General features: G+C 56.9%; 18 protein-coding genes. 5 read left to right on the top strand and 13 right to left on the bottom strand.

The annotated features are described in order from the left end of the window. Positions 1 to 76 precede the first annotated feature (76 nt). The 11 genes from QTO30_RS04185 to QTO30_RS04235 all read right to left on the bottom strand — a co-directional run bounded on the left by QTO30_RS04185 (position 77) and on the right by QTO30_RS04235 (position 11,111). Positions 77 to 2,542: a penicillin acylase family protein gene (locus QTO30_RS04185; protein WP_340422697.1), complete on the bottom strand. Its 2,466-nt coding sequence runs from the start codon at positions 2,540 to 2,542 to the stop codon at positions 77 to 79. A gap of 57 nt (positions 2,543 to 2,599) precedes the next feature. Then, the gene (locus tag QTO30_RS04190; RefSeq protein WP_340422698.1) at positions 2,600 to 3,901 is read right to left on the bottom strand and encodes a branched-chain amino acid ABC transporter permease; all 1,302 of its coding nucleotides are present in this window, start codon (positions 3,899 to 3,901) and stop codon (positions 2,600 to 2,602) included. Beyond that, on the bottom strand, positions 3,898 to 4,908 hold the full coding sequence (locus QTO30_RS04195; RefSeq protein WP_340422699.1) for a branched-chain amino acid ABC transporter permease: 1,011 nt from the start codon (positions 4,906 to 4,908) through the stop codon (positions 3,898 to 3,900). Before QTO30_RS04195 ends, QTO30_RS04190 begins: the two co-directional genes overlap by 4 nt. Positions 4,909 to 4,941: 33 nt before the next feature. Next, the gene (locus tag QTO30_RS04200) at positions 4,942 to 5,286 is read right to left on the bottom strand and encodes a hypothetical protein (protein ID WP_340422700.1); all 345 of its coding nucleotides are present in this window, start codon (positions 5,284 to 5,286) and stop codon (positions 4,942 to 4,944) included. Beyond that, positions 5,283 to 6,110, bottom strand: coding sequence for an ABC transporter ATP-binding protein (locus QTO30_RS04205; RefSeq protein WP_340422701.1), 828 nt, complete (start codon positions 6,108 to 6,110; stop codon positions 5,283 to 5,285). Before QTO30_RS04205 ends, QTO30_RS04200 begins: the two co-directional genes overlap by 4 nt. Beyond that, positions 6,107 to 6,265, bottom strand: coding sequence for a hypothetical protein (locus QTO30_RS04210; RefSeq protein ID WP_172796222.1), 159 nt, complete (start codon positions 6,263 to 6,265; stop codon positions 6,107 to 6,109). Before QTO30_RS04210 ends, QTO30_RS04205 begins: the two co-directional genes overlap by 4 nt. Then, complete coding sequence (locus QTO30_RS04215) at positions 6,262 to 7,047, bottom strand: ABC transporter ATP-binding protein (RefSeq protein ID WP_340422703.1); 786 nt, start codon at positions 7,045 to 7,047, stop codon at positions 6,262 to 6,264. The genes QTO30_RS04210 and QTO30_RS04215 overlap by 4 nt, the downstream gene beginning before the upstream one ends. 92 nt (positions 7,048 to 7,139) lie before the next feature. After that, complete coding sequence (locus tag QTO30_RS04220; RefSeq protein WP_340422704.1) at positions 7,140 to 8,333, bottom strand: ABC transporter substrate-binding protein; 1,194 nt, start codon at positions 8,331 to 8,333, stop codon at positions 7,140 to 7,142. A 158-nt stretch (positions 8,334 to 8,491) separates the two neighbouring features. Beyond that, positions 8,492 to 9,019, bottom strand: coding sequence for a DUF1963 domain-containing protein (locus QTO30_RS04225; RefSeq protein ID WP_340422706.1), 528 nt, complete (start codon positions 9,017 to 9,019; stop codon positions 8,492 to 8,494). A 4-nt stretch (positions 9,020 to 9,023) separates the two neighbouring features. Then, the gene (locus QTO30_RS04230; protein ID WP_340422708.1) at positions 9,024 to 10,169 is read right to left on the bottom strand and encodes a DUF1963 domain-containing protein; all 1,146 of its coding nucleotides are present in this window, start codon (positions 10,167 to 10,169) and stop codon (positions 9,024 to 9,026) included. Positions 10,170 to 10,178: 9 nt separating this feature from the next. Continuing rightward, complete coding sequence (locus tag QTO30_RS04235) at positions 10,179 to 11,111, bottom strand: GlxA family transcriptional regulator (protein ID WP_445327176.1); 933 nt, start codon at positions 11,109 to 11,111, stop codon at positions 10,179 to 10,181. Between the two features lie 257 nt (positions 11,112 to 11,368). Here QTO30_RS04235 and QTO30_RS04240 point away from each other — a divergent pair, with 257 nt between their 5' ends. Beyond that, positions 11,369 to 12,739 (top strand): class II 3-deoxy-7-phosphoheptulonate synthase, encoded by a 1,371-nt coding sequence (locus tag QTO30_RS04240; protein WP_340422711.1) that lies wholly within the window; start codon positions 11,369 to 11,371, stop codon positions 12,737 to 12,739. Here QTO30_RS04240 and QTO30_RS04245 read toward each other — a convergent pair whose 3' ends face one another. Then, positions 12,740 to 13,378, bottom strand: a complete 639-nt coding sequence (locus tag QTO30_RS04245) for a PAS domain-containing protein (protein WP_340422713.1) — start codon at positions 13,376 to 13,378, stop codon at positions 12,740 to 12,742. 204 nt (positions 13,379 to 13,582) lie between these two features. Here QTO30_RS04245 and QTO30_RS04250 point away from each other — a divergent pair, with 204 nt between their 5' ends. From QTO30_RS04250 to QTO30_RS04260, 3 genes are read left to right on the top strand one after another with little or no spacing between them, the layout of a single operon-like run. Next, complete coding sequence (locus QTO30_RS04250) at positions 13,583 to 14,461, top strand: YicC/YloC family endoribonuclease (RefSeq protein ID WP_340422715.1); 879 nt, start codon at positions 13,583 to 13,585, stop codon at positions 14,459 to 14,461. Between the two features lie 3 nt (positions 14,462 to 14,464). Beyond that, a complete protein-coding gene (gene gmk, locus QTO30_RS04255; protein WP_340422717.1) occupies positions 14,465 to 15,103 on the top strand; it encodes a guanylate kinase in 639 nt (212 codons plus the stop codon). Beyond that, positions 15,100 to 15,621 (top strand): gamma carbonic anhydrase family protein, encoded by a 522-nt coding sequence (locus QTO30_RS04260; RefSeq protein ID WP_340422718.1) that lies wholly within the window; start codon positions 15,100 to 15,102, stop codon positions 15,619 to 15,621. Before gmk ends, QTO30_RS04260 begins: the two co-directional genes overlap by 4 nt. Position 15,622: 1 nt before the next feature. Here the strand turns inward: QTO30_RS04260 and QTO30_RS04265 are convergent, their stop codons facing one another. Further along, positions 15,623 to 16,021: a hypothetical protein gene (locus QTO30_RS04265; protein WP_340422719.1), complete on the bottom strand. Its 399-nt coding sequence runs from the start codon at positions 16,019 to 16,021 to the stop codon at positions 15,623 to 15,625. 154 nt (positions 16,022 to 16,175) lie between these two features. On the opposite strand from QTO30_RS04265, the gene QTO30_RS04270 reads away from it, so the two are divergent. Continuing rightward, entirely contained in the window at positions 16,176 to 17,213 is a 1,038-nt protein-coding gene (locus tag QTO30_RS04270) for a sensor histidine kinase (protein WP_340422721.1), read from the top strand. Position 17,214: the final 1 nt, after the last annotated feature.

Below are 17,214 nucleotides of genomic sequence, written 5' to 3' on the forward strand. Positions count from 1 at the left end.
AGTCAAACTCCTCAAACAGAAATGCGCAACTCTAGATCCGATTTGAAGGCGGGCAGGACCGAAATTCCCGGCGGACCTAATTCCCGGTTGGTCGCAGAACAGTCACCCCAACCGCTGCAGCTCGCGCCAGATCGGGGTCGAGTGACATCGGAATGTACTCACCACGCCGCCACAACTCGCCCAGATTGTCGTAGTGCCGTGACAGCGGATGCCCGGATTGTCCGGTCGACGTAATGAAGACTGAACTGTCGGGGTCGGCGAAATCATAGACCCCCCGATAGGCCCCCGCATGCACATTTTGAAACGGGTAGGGATCAACGCCAGAGGTTTTGGCCCGTTGCAGCGTATGATCACCGCCGCTGGTCGATTGCCGGATATTTACCACCCATTCAAGGATTGGTGTGTTGCCCAGCACGGGGTGATCGTGGGTCGCCACATGCGCATCGCCCCAGCGTACAGCCTCGACCGCGCCGCCATGGTTCTCGGCAATCCAGAGGAGCGCGTCATCCAGTGATTGCCGGGCGATATCGGTGCAGGTTTCAACCGGGGCGGATTGAATCACATCGCACCAGATACTTGCACCATTGATGTCGCGGAACACGCGTTCGATAAAAACCGGTTCGACGTGGGTGAACTCATCGGCCAGCGGACCTAATTCATCGCGGATCAGGCGTTGCTGGACCGCGCGCACCCAGGCCGAGTAGATCAGTGGCTCGGGCAGATGTTCGTTCATCTCACCGTTCCATGCTGACAGCAGGTTCAGGGCAATCTGGCGCCGTCGTTCGGGCGTGCCATCAGGGGCTGCGTCGCCGGTGAACCACAAGTCAGCACCCATCAGGGTGGAGAGCGTACGTGCGGTGAAGCTGACCGTATCCAGCTGTGCTTCGATAAAGCTGTCGCGCGTATGCACCTCGCGCGCCTGCATCAGACGGCGCCAGCGGTTGATCCGCTGTGTGTCACCCCACGAATGGGTGACGTGACGCGGAAACGGGCGGTCAACAGTCTTGTTGTTGGTGTTGCCGAGAATACCACCCGGTGGATCAAGGAACTCTGGGTTGTCACGGTAGGGAAAGCGCCCCTGCCAGCGGTTTTCGGGCAAATACCCAAAGGCGGGCAGGCGGCCCTGGCTTTGGTGGTTGGCATCACGTGCGGGGATGGCGCCCACGGTTTTCATCGCGATCCGATTGCGATCTGCCAACGTCAGGTTCTGCGCCGGGGCGATAAAGGCATCACCCGCCGTAATCGCCTCTTCTACCGTGCGCGCGTGGTTCAATGCGAAGGCGGCGGATATGGTGGTGTCCCGGTCTGACAGGGCCGTCCATGAAATTGCTGTCACATGGCCGGGCGGAGTGATTGTGCCCAGATCATATTTGTCGCGCGGCATGACCGGCCCATTGGCGGTCCATCGCAGGCGCAGTGTGACCGCCGAGCCGTCTTTGACGTTGATGATGCTGTCACGTGTGCGGAACGGGACCCAACCGTTGGGGCTGCGGTATTCTTCGGGGTTATCGGGGTTCACCTCTTCGACCATGATGTCCACATCGTCAACGCCTGCCGTGGTCACGCCCCATCCCAAGGCATCGCTGCGCCCGCTCAGGACCAGCGGCATGCCCGGGATTGTTCCGCCGATGATGCCACCTGTCCCAAGCTCCAGCCGCGCCAGATACCAGATCGACGGGGCGGTCAGACCCAGATGGGGATCATTGGCCAGCAGCGTAGAGCCGGTTGTCGCGCGCGACGCGCTGGCCGCCCATGCATTGGATGCACCCCGCAATGGTGCGGGTCTAATGGGTGAGAGCCGATCATAGGCCAGGCGCATGTTGGGTGTGTAAGGCGCAACACCGGGTACAAGGCTGCTGTATTCGGGCAGGGCCGCGATCCCGCCGGTGGGATCGTCGGGCAGGATGTCACTGAGCCGATCATTATCGAGCAAAAGCGAGACCCGGGCGCGCAGCACTTCATCTTCAAGGTCTGATGTCAGGTCAAGCGCCATCAGTTTGAGTATGGCAATCGAGTCTGCCGGTTGCCACGGTGCAATCGCATGGTTGAAGAGCCACATCTCGGGTGCACCGCGGCCCAGTGCACCTTTGTTCACTTCCGCAATCCACGCATTCACACCGCGGGAATAGGCGTTGAGATAGGCCTTTGCTTCATCCGTTTGCGCATCAACTGACGACACCGACAGGGTGTAGAGATCAAACCGGCGCAAAACCTCGTCAATGCCAACGGTCCGCTCGCCAAACAGTTCCGACAGCCGCCCTTGGGCCGTGCGCCGCAGCATCGTCATCTGCCAAAGGCGATCCTGTGCATGGGCATAGCCGAGGGCGAAGTAAACATCCTCATCGGTTTCGCCAAAGATATGCGGCACATTGGCGTTGTCGCGCACAATCTCGACCGGTGCCGAGATACCGGCAACGTCGCTGTTGGCGTTATAGTCGGGCAGGGACCGGGAGGCGAAATAATAGGCCAGCGAAATCGCAGCGACGACAAGTACAATCAGGGCAGAGGCAAGCCGGACAAGCCAGCGAAAGATCAACGCCATAGGATCCTCGGAGAGTTGGGTCTGCCCTGTTTTAGCAGGGCAGACAGCAGGAACAAGTTAGCGTTCCGGGATCAGGCCACGGGGGCTGAACCGCAACACCAGCAAAAGAACAACGCCCATGGTCAGCAAGCGCATATGCGCCGCGGACTCGATCATCCGTTCTTTCAACGCGCTGCCATCTTCCAAACCGCTGCTGAGGATGTTCATCAGCCCAAGGCCAAGCGGTTCCACCTGCACCCAAAGCCACCAGATCAGCATACCACCCAGAACAGCACCAAAGTTGTTGCCGGACCCGCCGACAATCACCATGACCCAGACAAGAAAGGTAAAGCGCAGCGGCTGATAGGTGCCGGGCGTCAACTGCCCATCCAATGTTGTCATCATCGCACCAGCAACGCCGCAGACGGCAGAGCCCAAGATGAAGATCTGCAAATGACGTCCCTTGACGTCTTTGCCCATGGCTTCGGCCGCCGTTTCATTGTCACGGATCGCGCGCATCATGCGGCCCCAGGGGCTGTTGAGTGCCTTTTGCGCCAGCCACAGGATGATCAGCAGGACGATGGTGAACAGGATCGCGTAGCCGACTTTGGTGTAAAGCGTCGATGCGGTCACCGGGTCCAGCCCAAGGCTGGCGGCACGTTCCACAAACCCGGGGTCCTGTTGCAGGTCGATCTCATATGGCACGGGCCGATCCAGACCGATGACATTCTTGACGCCCCGTGCGAGCCAATCTTCGTTCTTGAGCACGGCAATGATGATTTCGGCAATCCCCAGCGTGGCAATCGCAAGGTAATCAGAGCGCAGACCAAGGGCTGTCTTCCCGATCACCCAAGCGGCCCCAGCGGCCAGCAAGCCACCCACAGGCCAGCTGAGCAGGATTGGCAGGTTCAGACCACCAAGATTGCCGCTGACAGCCGGGTTGACCGCTTCCACCGCGACCTTGCCGGGATCAAAGACGGCGCGATAAAGGAAGAAACCGCCCACAAGGATCACAAGCGTCGCAATCGTCTTGGTGCGGCCTTCAAGGCGCTTTTGGGCTTGCACAGCTGCAACGACAGTCAATGCACCCAACACCAACCCGGCTATGATACGCAGACCACCAGCCTGCCACGCTTCTGGCACAGGTTCGGTTGAGACCAGCACGGCGGCGAGGCCCCCAAGGGCGACAAACCCCATGACACCGATGTTAAACAGCCCTGCAAAGCCCCATTGCAGGTTTACACCCAGTGCCATGATGGCCGAAATTAGCCCCATGTTCAGGATCAGAAGGGCTGAATTCCAGCCCTGAATCATCCCGGTGCCAATCAAAAGGATGGCGACAAGACCAAAAAGGGCGGTATCTCTGACTTGGGTACTCATACCGATTGTCCTTTGAACAGGCCCGTAGGGCGGAACAGCAGTACGATGATCAGGATCGCAAAGCTGACGGCGAATTTGTAGTCGGTGGACAGAAGCTGGACGAGGCCATCTGGCTCAAGGCTTTCAGGCATCAGATAGGTCAGCACCTTCTTCCACGCGTAGGTGATTGTGACTTCGCTGAACGCGATGACAAACCCACCCGCAATGGCCCCCAATGGATTGCCGAGACCGCCGACGATGGCGGCGGCAAAGATCGGCAGGAGCAGTTGGAAATAGGTGAAGGCTTTAAAGGATTTATCGAGGCCGTAGAGCACACCAGCAGTGGTCGCAAGGGCCGCGACGATCATCCATGTGACCTTGACGACCCAATCAGGGTTGATGCCGGACAGAAGGGCGAGGTCTTCGTTGTCGGAAAACGCGCGCATGGATTTCCCGGTCCGTGTCTTGTTCAGGAACCAGAACAACAGCGCCATGGCAATCAGTGCAACGACGACGGTGATCGCTTGCGTTGTCTTAATCGCCAGGCCTTCGTTCAAGCCGGTCATTTCCTTGAATTCGCGCGCTGTGATGATGAATCGTTCGCCATCGGCAAACCGGATGTCGCGCACGCCGATAATGAACCGCACAACGCCATTCATAACGAACATGACGCCCATCGATACAATAACAAGGATCACGGGCGAGGCTTTTTGTTCGCGGTAAAACTTGTAAACACCCCAATCGGTCCCCAGCAGCAGAAGGATGGTCGCGCCAATGCCAAAGGGCAGGGCGAGCAGGGCTGTTGGCAGCGGGCCAAAGGTGATCCCCATGCCGACGAAGGCGGTGGTGAACAGGATCGTAATCGCGGTACCAAAGGCCATTGTGTCGCCGTGGGCGAAGTTCGAGAACCGCAAGATACCGTAGATCATCGTGACACCCAGTGCGCCAATGGCAAGCTGCGCGCCATAGGCAAGGCCGGGAACAAAGACAAAGTTCGCGAAGGCGACGATGGCGTTGAGGAAGTCCATTTTAGAGATCACCCTTGGAAATCATTATGTTGTTCATTGAAGCACCTCACACGTGCCCGTCAGGCGTTCGCCTGCGCGGGTATTGGCGTAGACGGCAGAACCGTCACCCTGCATCACCATCATGACATCTGATCCGCCCATGCCGTCGGCCCAGAACCCGCGGATGTCACCTAGCAGAATTGGCTCTGCGGGAAATGTGGCTTCACCCAGCTGCACTGTCGTGACCCGCCGTTGTGTCGGCTCATCGGGGTTCATAGGAGGGGCAAATTGGGCATAGTCGATCTCAAACTGGATAGGCGTGCCTGAGAAGTCGCAAGAGACGACTTCGGCCATCGTCGGCCCAGCCATTGCGGCACAGATTGCAGTTGCCGCCTTCATCCGCCCAAGAAGCTCCGCCGGACTTGTCCGTCGGCCAACAGCTCTTTGCCCGTGCCGGTATGCGCATTGCGCCCTTGTACTAAGACATAGGCTTTATCTGCAATTTCAAGCGCTTGCCGTGCGTTCTGTTCCACCATCAGGATCGGGATACCGGTCCGCGCAACCTCGATGATCCGATCGAAAAGCTCATCCATCACGATGGGTGACACGCCCGCCGTCGGCTCGTCCAGCATCAGCACTTTGGGTTGCGTCATCAGCGCACGTCCCACGGCGACTTGCTGGCGTTGCCCGCCCGAGAGTTCGCCCGCCGCCTGATTTCGTTTATCCTTCAGGATCGGGAAAAGGTCGAAGACCTGCGTCATCGTGTCTTTGAAATCATCGCGGCGGATAAACGCGCCCATCTCAAGGTTTTCTTCCACGGTCATCGACGTAAAGATGTTTGAGGTCTGCGGCACAAAACCCATGCCCTTGACCACACGCTGTTGCGGGGAAAGGTGGGTGATATCCTCACCATCCAGACGCACTGCCCCCTCATTGACATTGAGCATGCCAAAGACCGCCTTCATCGCTGTAGACTTACCGGCACCGTTCGGGCCGACGATCACAGCAATCTCGCCTTTCTCAGCGGCAATCGTGCACGCATGCAGGATGTCGGGGCCTTTGCCGTAACCACCCGTCATTGCATCACCGATCAGGAAAGGTTCGCCGGTCTGCGCAACACTGTCGCGCGCTGTATTCTTGGCCGCCGTTAGCGTCCCGCCACCAGGATTGGTGATCGACCGGTCCTTGTTCCCCCGGTCATCTTGGTAGGGGTTTTGGGTCACGGGGTGATGTACTCTTCCAGGAACGGTGCATAGGTCAGCAGTGTATCGCGCATCAGCGCCTGCTCGGTCCCATCAGCATGGTTCACGTAGATGTAGTAAAACGTTGCAGCAGAGCCGAGGATCGCCCCCAGCAGAACAGTCAGGAGAAATTTCATGTCGCACTTACCTTATCTTTGTTTTTCAACCCGGTGCCGAGATAAGCCTCGATCACCTGTTCGTTGGCCTTGATTTCCGCCAAGGTCCCTTCGGCCAACACGTGGCCCTCCGCCATGCAGATCACGGGGTCGCAAAGACGACCGATGAAATCCATGTCGTGTTCGATGACGACGAATGTGTAGTTCCGTTCTTTGTTCAGGCGGATGATCGCATCGCCGATGGTGTTCAGCAGGGTGCGGTTTACGCCTGCGCCAACCTCATCCAGAAAGACGATTTTGGCATCGACCATCATGGTGCGCCCTAGTTCGAGCAACTTTTTCTGCCCGCCGGACAGATTGCCCGCCTTTTCTTCTTTCAGGTGGTCAATGGTCAGGAATTCGATGACCTCATCGGCCTTGGCTTGCAACGCGCGCTCTTCATCAGCGATCCGCTTGCGGCCAAACCATGTGTTCCAGAGTGCCTCACCCGATTGCCCGCCAGGGACCATCATCAGGTTTTCGCGCACCGTCATGGATGAAAATTCATGTGCGATTTGGAAGGTCCGCAGCAACCCTTTGTGAAACAATTCATGCGGGGGCAGGCCGGTGATATCCTCGCCCTTCATTGTCACGCGCCCCGACGTTGGTTTAAGAACGCCTGCGATCACATTGAAAAGAGTCGTTTTTCCTGCACCGTTGGGGCCGATCAGACCGGTGATTGTGCCTTCTTCGATGGTCATGGTCGCACCGTCTACGGCGCGGAAACCGCCAAAGGTTTTGACCACATCTTCAACGACAATCATGTCTTGTCCCCTCGCGCACGTCTTTATGCGTGTTTTGTCTTGCAAAACGGCGCGGGCAAAACCCGCGCCGCTTCTGTTGTCAGATCAACCGCTTAACGGTAGTTGATCGTCGAATATACGCCATCGGCGAATTCGATTTCCTGATAGTTGCCAGCGGATTCGCCGGGTCCGATCAGCTCAACCGCAGAGGCGCCAACATAGTCGATGTCTTCACCAGCCGCGATCAGCTCAAGACCCTTGGCCAGTTCGCCGGGCATGATCTGAACGCCGGGCGCATTGGCAACGTCAAAGACGTGATCTTTGAAGTCAGCAGAGTCTTTCGACCCAGCCGCCTGCATTGCCAACATGATCAGTGCCGCCGCATCATAGCTTTCTGGTGAGAAGGCACCTGTGCCGTCGAAACCTGCAGCCTCAGCCAGTTCAACAAACATGCCAGCACCGGCGTTGTCTGTACCGGGGTAGGCGCCGTAAGAGCCGTTCAGTTCCGCACCGAAGTTGTCGTTCAAGACTGCACCGACCATGCCGTCTGGCAGGTAGAATGTGTCGAACGCGCCGCTATCAAGGCTGGAGCGGATGATGCCGGACCCACCCTGGTCAACATAGCCCGCAACGACCAGGACTTCGCCACCGGCAGATGCCAATGCGCCAACTTCGGCGGAGTAGTCTGCCTTGCCGTCTTCATGAGCCGCAGAGATCGTGACAGAGCCGCCAGCCGCTTCAAATGCCGCCTGAAATGCGTCAGCCAAACCCTTGCCGTAGTCGTTATTTGTATAGGTCAGAGCCACTTCGCTGACACCGCGATCCTGCAGGATTTCTGTGATGATCACACCCTGACGGGCATCAGATGGCGCTGTGCGGAAGAAAAGGTCGTCATCGTCAGCCGTAGACAGGCCAGGGGATGTGGCGGATGGCGAAATCATCGCAACACCGTTTGGACGCGCCACGTTTTGCAGAATCGCACCAGTGACGCCGGAACAATCAGCACCCATGATGGCGTCAACGTTGTCAGATGTGACCAAACGCTCGGCTGCGGCTGTTGCTGCGCCTGCGTCGATACATGTACTGTCACCACGTACGGATGTCACGGTCGCGCCGCCTAGTAGTGCACCGGATTCGGTGACCTCCGCCATAGCAAGCTCCGCGCCTGCACCCATTGCAGGAGTGATAGATTCAAGTGGGCCGGTAAAGCCAAGGACCACACCGATCTTCACTTCGTTGTGGCCGTCTGCATATGCACCGCCAGCCATCATAGCGACGGCAGATGCCGCCAAAAGTAGTTTCTTCATATCGTTCTCCCAAGTTGGATTTTTTACCCTGCGCGCCAATCTAGCAGGCCGTTTCCAAAAGGAAAGTCGGAACCCGTGGTCAGTCTCCCTTAAAATGGTCGGCAGCAAGCGGTTAGACTGGATTGCGGTGCCATACACCCGCTTTGGTGATTTGTGGTCTATTCGCTTTCAACGGTCAGCTCGACCGCGTCCCAATTCTGGGCGAGCATATCTTCTTCTGTAATCCAGAACTGAACGACGCCTCCGTCACCCCACATCCAATTTACCAATTGGTCGGAATGCAACTGCATCAGCAGGTGGTGATGGGTGTGGTCCGCGACTGCAGTGTTAAACTCGGTGCCCAGCCCAAACATCTGGTGCCAGCGCCCTTTGGACGCAATGCGATACTTGGTATCGATATCGTCGCGCACCTCAAAGGGTAGCTTGGCAAAGACCTCGGGGCTGGCGTTCGCGGCGGCAACCAGTGTGGCTGTCGTGGCTTCCTGTCCGCTGAGCAATTCACCTTGGGTGAACTGGTAGAAAGGTTTGAAGGGCGCCGGTTGTCTGCCGATGTCACGCACCTGTCCAAAATAACCTTCCAAAACCGAGATATCATCGGCTGTCATCTCATCCCAGGGTTCATGCGATACGGCCCAGATACTGACTTCATCTACAAAGGCCGAGAATTCATCCTGCTGGTTAAGCAACGTCTCAAGTGCTTAGCTCATAGGCGGCCCCATAGCTGGCGACCCGTTTTTCGGTTTGTGCGATGGTTTTGACGATGTCGTCGCGCGCCAAACGGATCGACATGGTAAACCGATGCGCGGTATCCCAAAACCAGGGTCGCGAGAAATCGGGCAGGGACGTGCGATAGTTCGTGGGCGAAAGATCTTCTGATGCCTGATAGGGCAACAGTTCGGCTATCAACTCATGTGCGTCGTCATCCTTTGTCTGATCTGCGAGCGGCAGAAGCACAAATTCGACGGGCCAGCGGGGAAAGGTATCGGGCGCATTTTCGCGGGCATGCCCTTTGACATAGTAGCCCCAGTTCGGTCCGTCATAGATCGGGACCAGGTCGCCGGGTGGTTCGGTTGCCACATTCCCGATGGTCGGTAAGTAAACGACCTTGCCGCGATGTGGCCCGTCGGTCGAGGTCGTCAAAAAGAAGGCCATGGCACCGGTGGTGGGCATGCCTGCGGGCAGGAGCGGATCGGGCACCGTGCCAAGATCAATCTGCACCAGATGATGCATTGCACGACCCAACTCATCGCGCGGCCAGGGCGTGTCGCCAAGGGTTGGCAACCCGCCAAGCCAGCTTGTCCCGCCAAACTCTACATCCAGATCAAAACGTTGCAGGCGCACAAGGGCGATACCGGGGGTGCGGATAAAGGTTTTGCCGCGCAGATCGCGCCGGTCAATCTCTTTGGCAAGCCGATCAACTTCATCAGGTGCCAACGGGGCAAGCCCGTTCGCGGAAATGATCGTATCGAGATTGTTGCGGAAGGCATCGCCGGTTTTGAATCCGGCAAGCCGAGAGAAGACAATGTAGAGTTCATCGTCCTTAATCGCTTCACGGTCTTCGTCCGGCGGTAGCGCCGGTTCGGATTTGATTGGTGCGGGTCGCGGAATGGGTCTTATAATCTCTGTGGCTTGTACAACAGGTATTGGGCGGGATTGAACGGTCTTCTTCTCGCGTTGAAACATCCCCAATGCAAATGCGGCTGCAATGACGATGGCCAGAATGCTGAGCGCAGTCAGCCGCAAGTCAAGGTCCTGTGTCACTTCGGCATAAACTGCCAAGCCAATCGTCAAGGTCGCGCAAATCCAGACGAGTGATTTGAGAAACCGTAAGACCATCGCGCCCGATCAGACCGACAGTCGCGCGGCATGGCTGCCGCGTTCGCGATATGGTGTCGTGTCATAATGCGACCGATAACACTTGGAGAAATGAGAAGGTGAGGCAAAGCCGCAGGCGAGTGCGACGTTAATCACCGTCATATCCGTTTGCATCAAGAGGTTGCGGGCCTTTTGTAGGCGCAATTCCATGTAGTAACGCTTGGGGCTACGAGACAGATAGCGGCGAAACAGGCGTTCAAGCTGGCGGGTCGACATGCCGACGTCTTTGGCCAGAATAGCCGGGCTGATCGGATCTTCGATGTTCTGTTCCATCATTTGAATGACACGGCTGAGCTTGGGGTGACGCACACCGATTCTTGTGGGGATCGACAGGCGTTGGGTGTCCTGATCGGTACGGATCGAAGAATAGATCAGGATGTCAGCGACCGCATTGGCAAGGTCTTCACCGTGGTCATCGGCAATCAGCTTGATCATTAAATCGATTGATGCGGTTCCACCGGCTGTTGTGATCCTGTTCCCATCGACGACAAAGACCGATTTTGTCAGTTCGACTTCTTCGAACTCCTCGGAAAAACTGTCCTGGTTCTCCCAGTGAATTGTGGCCTTCTTGCCGTCCAGCAAACCCGCGCGGGCCATCGTATAGCCAGCCGTACACAGCCCTGCGATGGTTACGCCACGGCGCGATCTGCGCCTGATCCAGTTCAAGATGCGCTTTGTGGTTGCTTTTTGGACATCGACGCCACCACATAGCATGATCGTATCGTCGCGATCCAATTCGTGCAGATCGCCGTCAACGCGAAAGACACAGCCGTTCGAACATGATGCCTCAGCGCCTTCTTCGCTGACAATAGTCCAGCTATAGAGCTGTTTCCCGGCGGTCCGATTGGCGATGCGCAGGCTTTCAACAGCCGCGGCAAAGCACAGCATGGTGAAGTTTTCCATCAGCACGAAAACGAACCGGCGGGGTTTGCCTTCGTGGTCAACTTCAACAACTTGGGGTTGATCGACATCGCCATATTCCGTGGTCGCGTATTGCGTATAAGACCTCATCAGGTTTGCACGCTGGCGACAAGGGAAAAGTCACGTAGGCGTGCGGTGTCTGCTCCGTTTCAGAACGCCACTTTTCCATTGGCGCGCGGTGCGCTGCACGCTATACGCAAGGCCTGATAACGCTAACCTAGCTGATATGGAGCAAGACAATGACTGACTGGCAAAAATCTGACTGGCGCAAAAAGCCCCGGGTCCAGATGCCTGAGTATACCGATGCAGCCGCGCTAAGCGATGTTGAAGGCCGTCTTGCCAGCTATCCGCCTTTGGTCTTTGCCGGTGAGGCACGTAAATTGAAGGCCGAGTTGGGTGCCGTCAGCCGGGGCGAGGCGTTCTTGTTGCAAGGCGGTGATTGCGCTGAGAGTTTTGCAGAATTCGGCGCCGACAGCATTCGCGACACCTTCAAAGTGATGCTGCAAATGGCAATGGTCCTGACTTATGGCGCGAAAGTGCCTGTGGTCAAAGTGGGCCGGATGGCTGGTCAGATGGCCAAACCACGCTCAGCCCCGACAGAGACGGTCGATGGTGTGGAACTGCCAAGCTACCGTGGTGATATCATCAACGGGTTTGATTTCACGTCTGAAAGCCGCATTCCTGATCCGGAGCGGATGATGCAGGCCTACATGCAGGCAGCGGCAACGCTGAACCTGTTGCGTGCCTTTTCAACCGGTGGTTTCGCGAATGTGCATGAGGTCCACAAGTGGACGCTTGGCTTCACCGATAGCAATGAAGTTAAGAAATACAGCGATATGGCGGCGCGCATCAGTGATACACTTGATTTCATGGAAGCTGCGGGTCTGACCACCGACACGAACCATGAACTGCAAACCGTTGATTTCTATACCAGCCACGAGGCTTTGCTGCTGGAGTATGAAGAGGCGCTGTGTCGTCTGGATTCGACTTCCGGTAAATGGTTGGCCGGGTCTGGCCACATGATCTGGATCGGCGATCGCACGCGCCAGCCTGACGGGGCGCATGTGGAATTCTGCAAAGGTGTGCAGAACCCCATTGGCCTGAAGTGTGGTCCATCAATGACCTCTGGTCACCTCAAGGCGCTGATGGCCTCACTCAACCCTGAAAATGAGGCAGGCCGCCTGACATTGATCGCACGCTTTGGTGCGGGTTCTGTCGGTGAGCATCTGCCGCGTCTTATCAAGGCGGTGGAAGAAGAGGGTGCCAACGTCGTTTGGACCTGTGACGCGATGCATGGCAATACCATCAAGTCATCTAGCGGTTACAAGACCCGTCCATTCGAAAGCGTACTGCGCGAAGTGAAAGAGTTCTTTGCGATCCACAATGCTGAAGGCACTGTCCCCGGTGGCGTGCACTTTGAGATGACGGGCAAAGACGTGACGGAATGCACCGGTGGTGTGCGTGCTGTGACTGATGAAGACCTGTCCAGCCGTTACCATACAGCCTGTGATCCGCGCCTGAACGCATCACAGTCATTGGAACTGGCCTTTCTTGTTGCCGAAGAACTCTCTGCGCGTCGCGATACAATCGCGCAGGCCAAAGCGGGCTAATCAGCCGTTATTGACGACCAGTTTGAGGGCCGGGCGTTCAGCGTCCGGCCTTTTTTCATGCAGCCGCGGGATCAGCTGTGCTGCGGCAAGCTGAATGCCAATGGGTTCATGCCTGATGCGTGCGCCAGCGGGGATAACGAACCGCCGGGGCCGCGTGCCGCCGTCTTGATCTGTCACCAAAGCACCTAACATGCGGGTGGCCTTATTCTCGCGGTCACGTAGCGGCAAAAGCAGCATTGCGCCTGTCAAGGTCGGCCGCAGCATAGAACCGGGTGATGATAGCGGAATGCTGACAATGGCGGGACCGGTGAACGCCTCCTCCAGAAGCTGCTGCACCTGTGCGCGGGCGTCCGGATGGAACAGCGTTGTCAGCGGCATCCCGCGGGCATCCATTTTCAACAGGTCATGCAGCCGTTGACCTGCGACGCGGAAGCGGCATGTGCCGGGCGCGACGCGTTGCAAGATGAAGGCGTAAGGCAAGGCGCGATCAATTTTGCTGGGGGCAATCTCGGTACGCGCGGGCAGTTGCTGGGCGTTGCGCAGGGTTTGCCAATACTGTTCGAGGCTTTGCAGGATCGGATCATTTTGTCCCGGTTTCAGCACGTCGCGACGCTCTCGTGATTGATCGTTGATATCCATAATCTTATCCTCGTTACTGGCCTCAAGATGCGCCAAACTAGTTTTCGCTTTAATAGGTTTTTAACAAACTCTTTCACGTTAACCATTTAACAAAGTGTTAAGTGGTTAACGCCAAGACATCCGCGCGCACTTGCTCCGCCCGTCAGATTGGCTTTATGTGCACGGGCAATAAACGACAGGCAAAAAGACAAGATGACGCATTCCATGACAGCATTCGCAAGCCGCACCGGTACTTTGGGGGCGGTGTCATGGAGTTGGGAAATGCGTGGTGTGAATGCGCGTGGCCTTGATATCCGCCTGCGCATGCCCGACGGCATTGAGGGGCTGGAGCCAGCGATGCGCGGGGCGCTGACCAAGGCACTGGCGCGTGGCAATGTGACCGTAAACCTGCGGCTCAGCCGTGAAGAGCTGGGCGGCGCACTGGCCGTTGATGAGGGCTATCTGGATGAGGTGCTCAAAGCGCTGGATCAGGTGCAAGAGCGGGCCTTTGCGATGGGGGTCACGCTGGGTCAGCCAACGGCAGCGGATGTTCTGGTGCAGCGTGGGGTGCTGATTGCGGGGAAACCGGAAGATGAGACTGAGGCGCTAACGGCAGCGTTGATGGCGGATGTGGCCCCCCTGATTGCTGATTTCGTGGCAATGCGTGCGGCTGAGGGTGCCGCGCTGAAGGGCGTTGTTGCGGGTCAGCTTGATCATATCGCCAAGCTGACCGAGGCGGCGGCGGTTGCCGCGGCCGCACGTGCACCACAGGTGAAAGAGAATCTGACAAATGCACTACGCCGCGTTTTGGAGGATGTCGCCGAGATCGAAGAGGGGCGCGTTGCACAGGAGCTTGCCCTCTTGGCCGTCAAATCGGATGTCCTGGAAGAGATTGACCGGCTTAAGGCACATGTTGCGGCTGCCCGTGAACTGCTGGCGCAGGACAAGCCTGCGGGCCGTAAACTCGATTTCCTTGCACAGGAGTTCAACCGAGAGGCGAATACGCTTTGTGCCAAGGCGCAAGCGCCCAATCTGACGGCCATTGGCCTCGACCTCAAGGCCGTCATCGACCAGATGCGCGAGCAAATTCAGAATGTGGAGTAACCGATGACCCGACGCGGCTTACTGATTATCTTGTCGTCCCCTTCAGGTGCGGGGAAATCAACCCTGGCGGGGCGGTTGCGCGCATGGGACGAAACGCTGCAATTCTCGGTTTCGGCTACCACACGTGCGGCACGTCCGGGTGAAGTAGATGGGAAGGACTACTACTTTGTTACCAAGGATGGATTTGATGATCTGGTTGCGAACGACGGGCTGCTAGAACATGCTATCGTTTTCGACAATTTCTATGGGTCGCCCAAAACACCTGTGCAGGGCGCCATAGAAAACGGGTGTGATGTGCTATTCGACATTGATTGGCAGGGGGCGCAGCAGATCAACAATTCGTCCCTGTCCGAAAATGTTCTGTCGATCTTTATACTGCCACCATCGATCACCGAGCTGCATCGCCGGTTGGTCAGCCGCGGCCAGGACAGTGAGCAGGTCATTGCCGACCGCATGCAAAAAAGCATGAATGAGATCAGCCGCTGGGGTGAATATGATTTCGTTTTGATCAATGATGATCTGGATAAAACGGAAGAGCAGCTGAAAACAATCATCAGCGCTGAACGTCTGCGACGCAGCAGGCAGCCGCATTTGGTCGACCATGTGCGCACATTGCAATCCCAGTTTGGAGAATTGGTATGAGCTTTTTTGTCCTAGGTGATATCACCCCGCAGGTCGATGAAAGCGCCTGGGTCGCGCCCGGCTGCTATATTATAGGTGATATCGTCCTTGAAGCGAAAGCCTCGGTCTGGTTTGGGACCACGATGCGCGGCGACAATGAGCGGATTACAATTGGTGCTGGCAGCAACGTGCAGGAAAACTGTGTCCTGCACACCGACATGGGGTTCCCGCTCAGCATCGGTGCGGGTTGTACAATCGGACATAAGGCAATGCTGCATGGCTGTGAAATCGGTGAGAATTCACTCATTGGGATGGGGGCGACGGTCCTCAATGGTGTAAAAATTGGCAAAAACTGCCTTATTGGAGCAGGGGCGCTGATCACTGAAGGCAAGAGCATTCCTGACGGTTCGTTGGTAATGGGTGTGCCCGGCAAAGTGGTTCGCCAGCTTGATGAGGCCGCAATTGCGGGCCTACGCTTGTCCGCGTTGCACTATCAAGAAAACGCCGCGCGCTTTGGGCGCGACCTGAAACCCGCATAACTCAGCCGTCGTTGGCGACCCGTTGCATCATTAAGAGGTCAAAATCCAGTTCCGGGGCATGGGCGCGGACTTCTTTGCGGATCATGTCATCATCGGGCAGGTTTTCGGTGATCGCGCGGTATTGCCCTCGATATCCCAGCTCATCAAGTCGTGTGGCCACATCGATCACATCAAAATCATCACCGAACAGCGGTGATAAGACGATTGTTGGTGCGATATCCGCAAAAAACGGCGCAGAGAGCGATTTCAAATCACTGAACTGAAAATTGTCCGCAGCCATAAGTTTGCGCCCTTCGGCACTCCAACGTGCCAAGTCGCCAATGATCAAGGTCGCCTCGGGGGGGGTCGGACTTGGGCTCAATCCCAAATGCCTTGCGCTCTTGCGCACAATGTTATCCATGTTCCTCGCCGTTTGTATTATCTACGGTTGCGCCTCTTTGACTATGGGTCGCAGGGGTTGCATGGCAATATTTCGCCGATGACTTATTTTCCGATCTGTTGAGACATTTTGTCTCAGGCTTTCACAAACGTTTGAAAAAGCTTAAGGAAACAACATGACCGCTGAACGCATCGGAGCCGTGATTGACGCCTTGCCCTTGCCTGTCTTGTTGATCGGGCCGGATGAGCGTGTGCGGGCAGCCAATAGCATGGTTGATTCTATCCTCGGTCCGGAGCTGATCGGCAAACATCATATTACCGCTTTGCGCCAACCGGCCATTATTGCGGCCATTGCAGAGACTAGCAGAACCCAAGACCCTCGCGTTGCGCGCTACACCGGGCGGCATGGCCCTAAGGATACAGTATATCGGGTCAGTGTGGCCGCTGCGGAAGGGGATATACTGCTGACTTTTGAAGATCAGACCGCCGCAGAAGAGGCCGGTCAGATGCGCCGCGATTTTGTGGCCAATGTTAGCCACGAGTTGCGCACACCTTTGACAGCCCTTTTAGGGTTTATCGAAACACTTAGCGGCGCCGCAAAGGAAGATCCTGTCGCACGAGACAGGTTCTTGGGCATCATGGCGCATGAAGCGAACCGGATGACGCGTTTGGTTGACGATCTGATGTCGCTGAGCCGTGTCGAAGAGGATGAGCGTGTCCGCCCGCGCGAACATGTGGATCTGAGCGCACTGCTGTCCTCGGTGATCAAAGGGCTGGAACCGCAGGTCAATGCGGCGGGTGTTACCGTAACACTTGATCTGGTCACCTCGGATGAGATGGTTCAAGGGGATGCGGGGCAACTGGTGCAGGTCTTCACCAATCTGGTTGAAAACGCTATCAAATACGGTGCCTCGGGGGAAGAAGTTACGGTGCAGTTGTTGCCCCGCGCGATGAACCAGAGACTGCGGTGTGATGCCATCCAGATCAAAGTAACGGACAAAGGTGATGGTATCGCAGAACATCACATCGCGCGTCTGACCGAACGGTTCTATCGGGTCGACAATCACCGGTCCCGCGAAGTGGGGGGCACGGGTCTGGGGCTTGCCATCGTCAAGCATATTATCAATCGCCACCGTGGCCGATTACTGATTGAAAGCGAAGAAGGGCGCGGTACACAGGTCTCTGTTTTTCTACCGGTCGGCCCGGTGGCTTAGA

It is taken from the genome of Yoonia sp. GPGPB17, from assembly GCF_037892195.1.
Taxonomy (GTDB): domain Bacteria; phylum Pseudomonadota; class Alphaproteobacteria; order Rhodobacterales; family Rhodobacteraceae; genus Yoonia.

What these genes read in the sequence shown, in the direction of transcription:
- QTO30_RS04250 (WP_340422715.1), top strand. Translation starts at nt 13,583, where the DNA reads ATGACAGCATTCGCAAGCCGCACCGGTACTTTGGGGGCGGTGTCATGG.
- QTO30_RS04185 (WP_340422697.1), bottom strand. Translation starts at nt 2,542, where the DNA reads ATGGCGTTGATCTTTCGCTGGCTTGTCCGGCTTGCCTCTGCCCTGATT.
- QTO30_RS04220 (WP_340422704.1), bottom strand. Translation starts at nt 8,333, where the DNA reads ATGAAGAAACTACTTTTGGCGGCATCTGCCGTCGCTATGATGGCTGGC.
- QTO30_RS04245 (WP_340422713.1), bottom strand. Translation starts at nt 13,378, where the DNA reads ATGGATATCAACGATCAATCACGAGAGCGTCGCGACGTGCTGAAACCG.
- QTO30_RS04230 (WP_340422708.1), bottom strand. Translation starts at nt 10,169, where the DNA reads ATGGTCTTACGGTTTCTCAAATCACTCGTCTGGATTTGCGCGACCTTG.
- QTO30_RS04270 (WP_340422721.1), top strand. Translation starts at nt 16,176, where the DNA reads ATGACCGCTGAACGCATCGGAGCCGTGATTGACGCCTTGCCCTTGCCT.
- QTO30_RS04200 (WP_340422700.1), bottom strand. Translation starts at nt 5,286, where the DNA reads ATGAAGGCGGCAACTGCAATCTGTGCCGCAATGGCTGGGCCGACGATG.
- QTO30_RS04210 (WP_172796222.1), bottom strand. Translation starts at nt 6,265, where the DNA reads ATGAAATTTCTCCTGACTGTTCTGCTGGGGGCGATCCTCGGCTCTGCT.
- QTO30_RS04235 (WP_445327176.1), bottom strand. Translation starts at nt 11,111, where the DNA reads ATGGAAAACTTCACCATGCTGTGCTTTGCCGCGGCTGTTGAAAGCCTG.
- QTO30_RS04215 (WP_340422703.1), bottom strand. Translation starts at nt 7,047, where the DNA reads ATGATTGTCGTTGAAGATGTGGTCAAAACCTTTGGCGGTTTCCGCGCC.
- QTO30_RS04260 (WP_340422718.1), top strand. Translation starts at nt 15,100, where the DNA reads ATGAGCTTTTTTGTCCTAGGTGATATCACCCCGCAGGTCGATGAAAGC.
- QTO30_RS04240 (WP_340422711.1), top strand. Translation starts at nt 11,369, where the DNA reads ATGACTGACTGGCAAAAATCTGACTGGCGCAAAAAGCCCCGGGTCCAG.
- QTO30_RS04190 (WP_340422698.1), bottom strand. Translation starts at nt 3,901, where the DNA reads ATGAGTACCCAAGTCAGAGATACCGCCCTTTTTGGTCTTGTCGCCATC.
- QTO30_RS04195 (WP_340422699.1), bottom strand. Translation starts at nt 4,908, where the DNA reads ATGGACTTCCTCAACGCCATCGTCGCCTTCGCGAACTTTGTCTTTGTT.
- gmk (WP_340422717.1), top strand. Translation starts at nt 14,465, where the DNA reads ATGACCCGACGCGGCTTACTGATTATCTTGTCGTCCCCTTCAGGTGCG.
- QTO30_RS04265 (WP_340422719.1), bottom strand. Translation starts at nt 16,021, where the DNA reads ATGGATAACATTGTGCGCAAGAGCGCAAGGCATTTGGGATTGAGCCCA.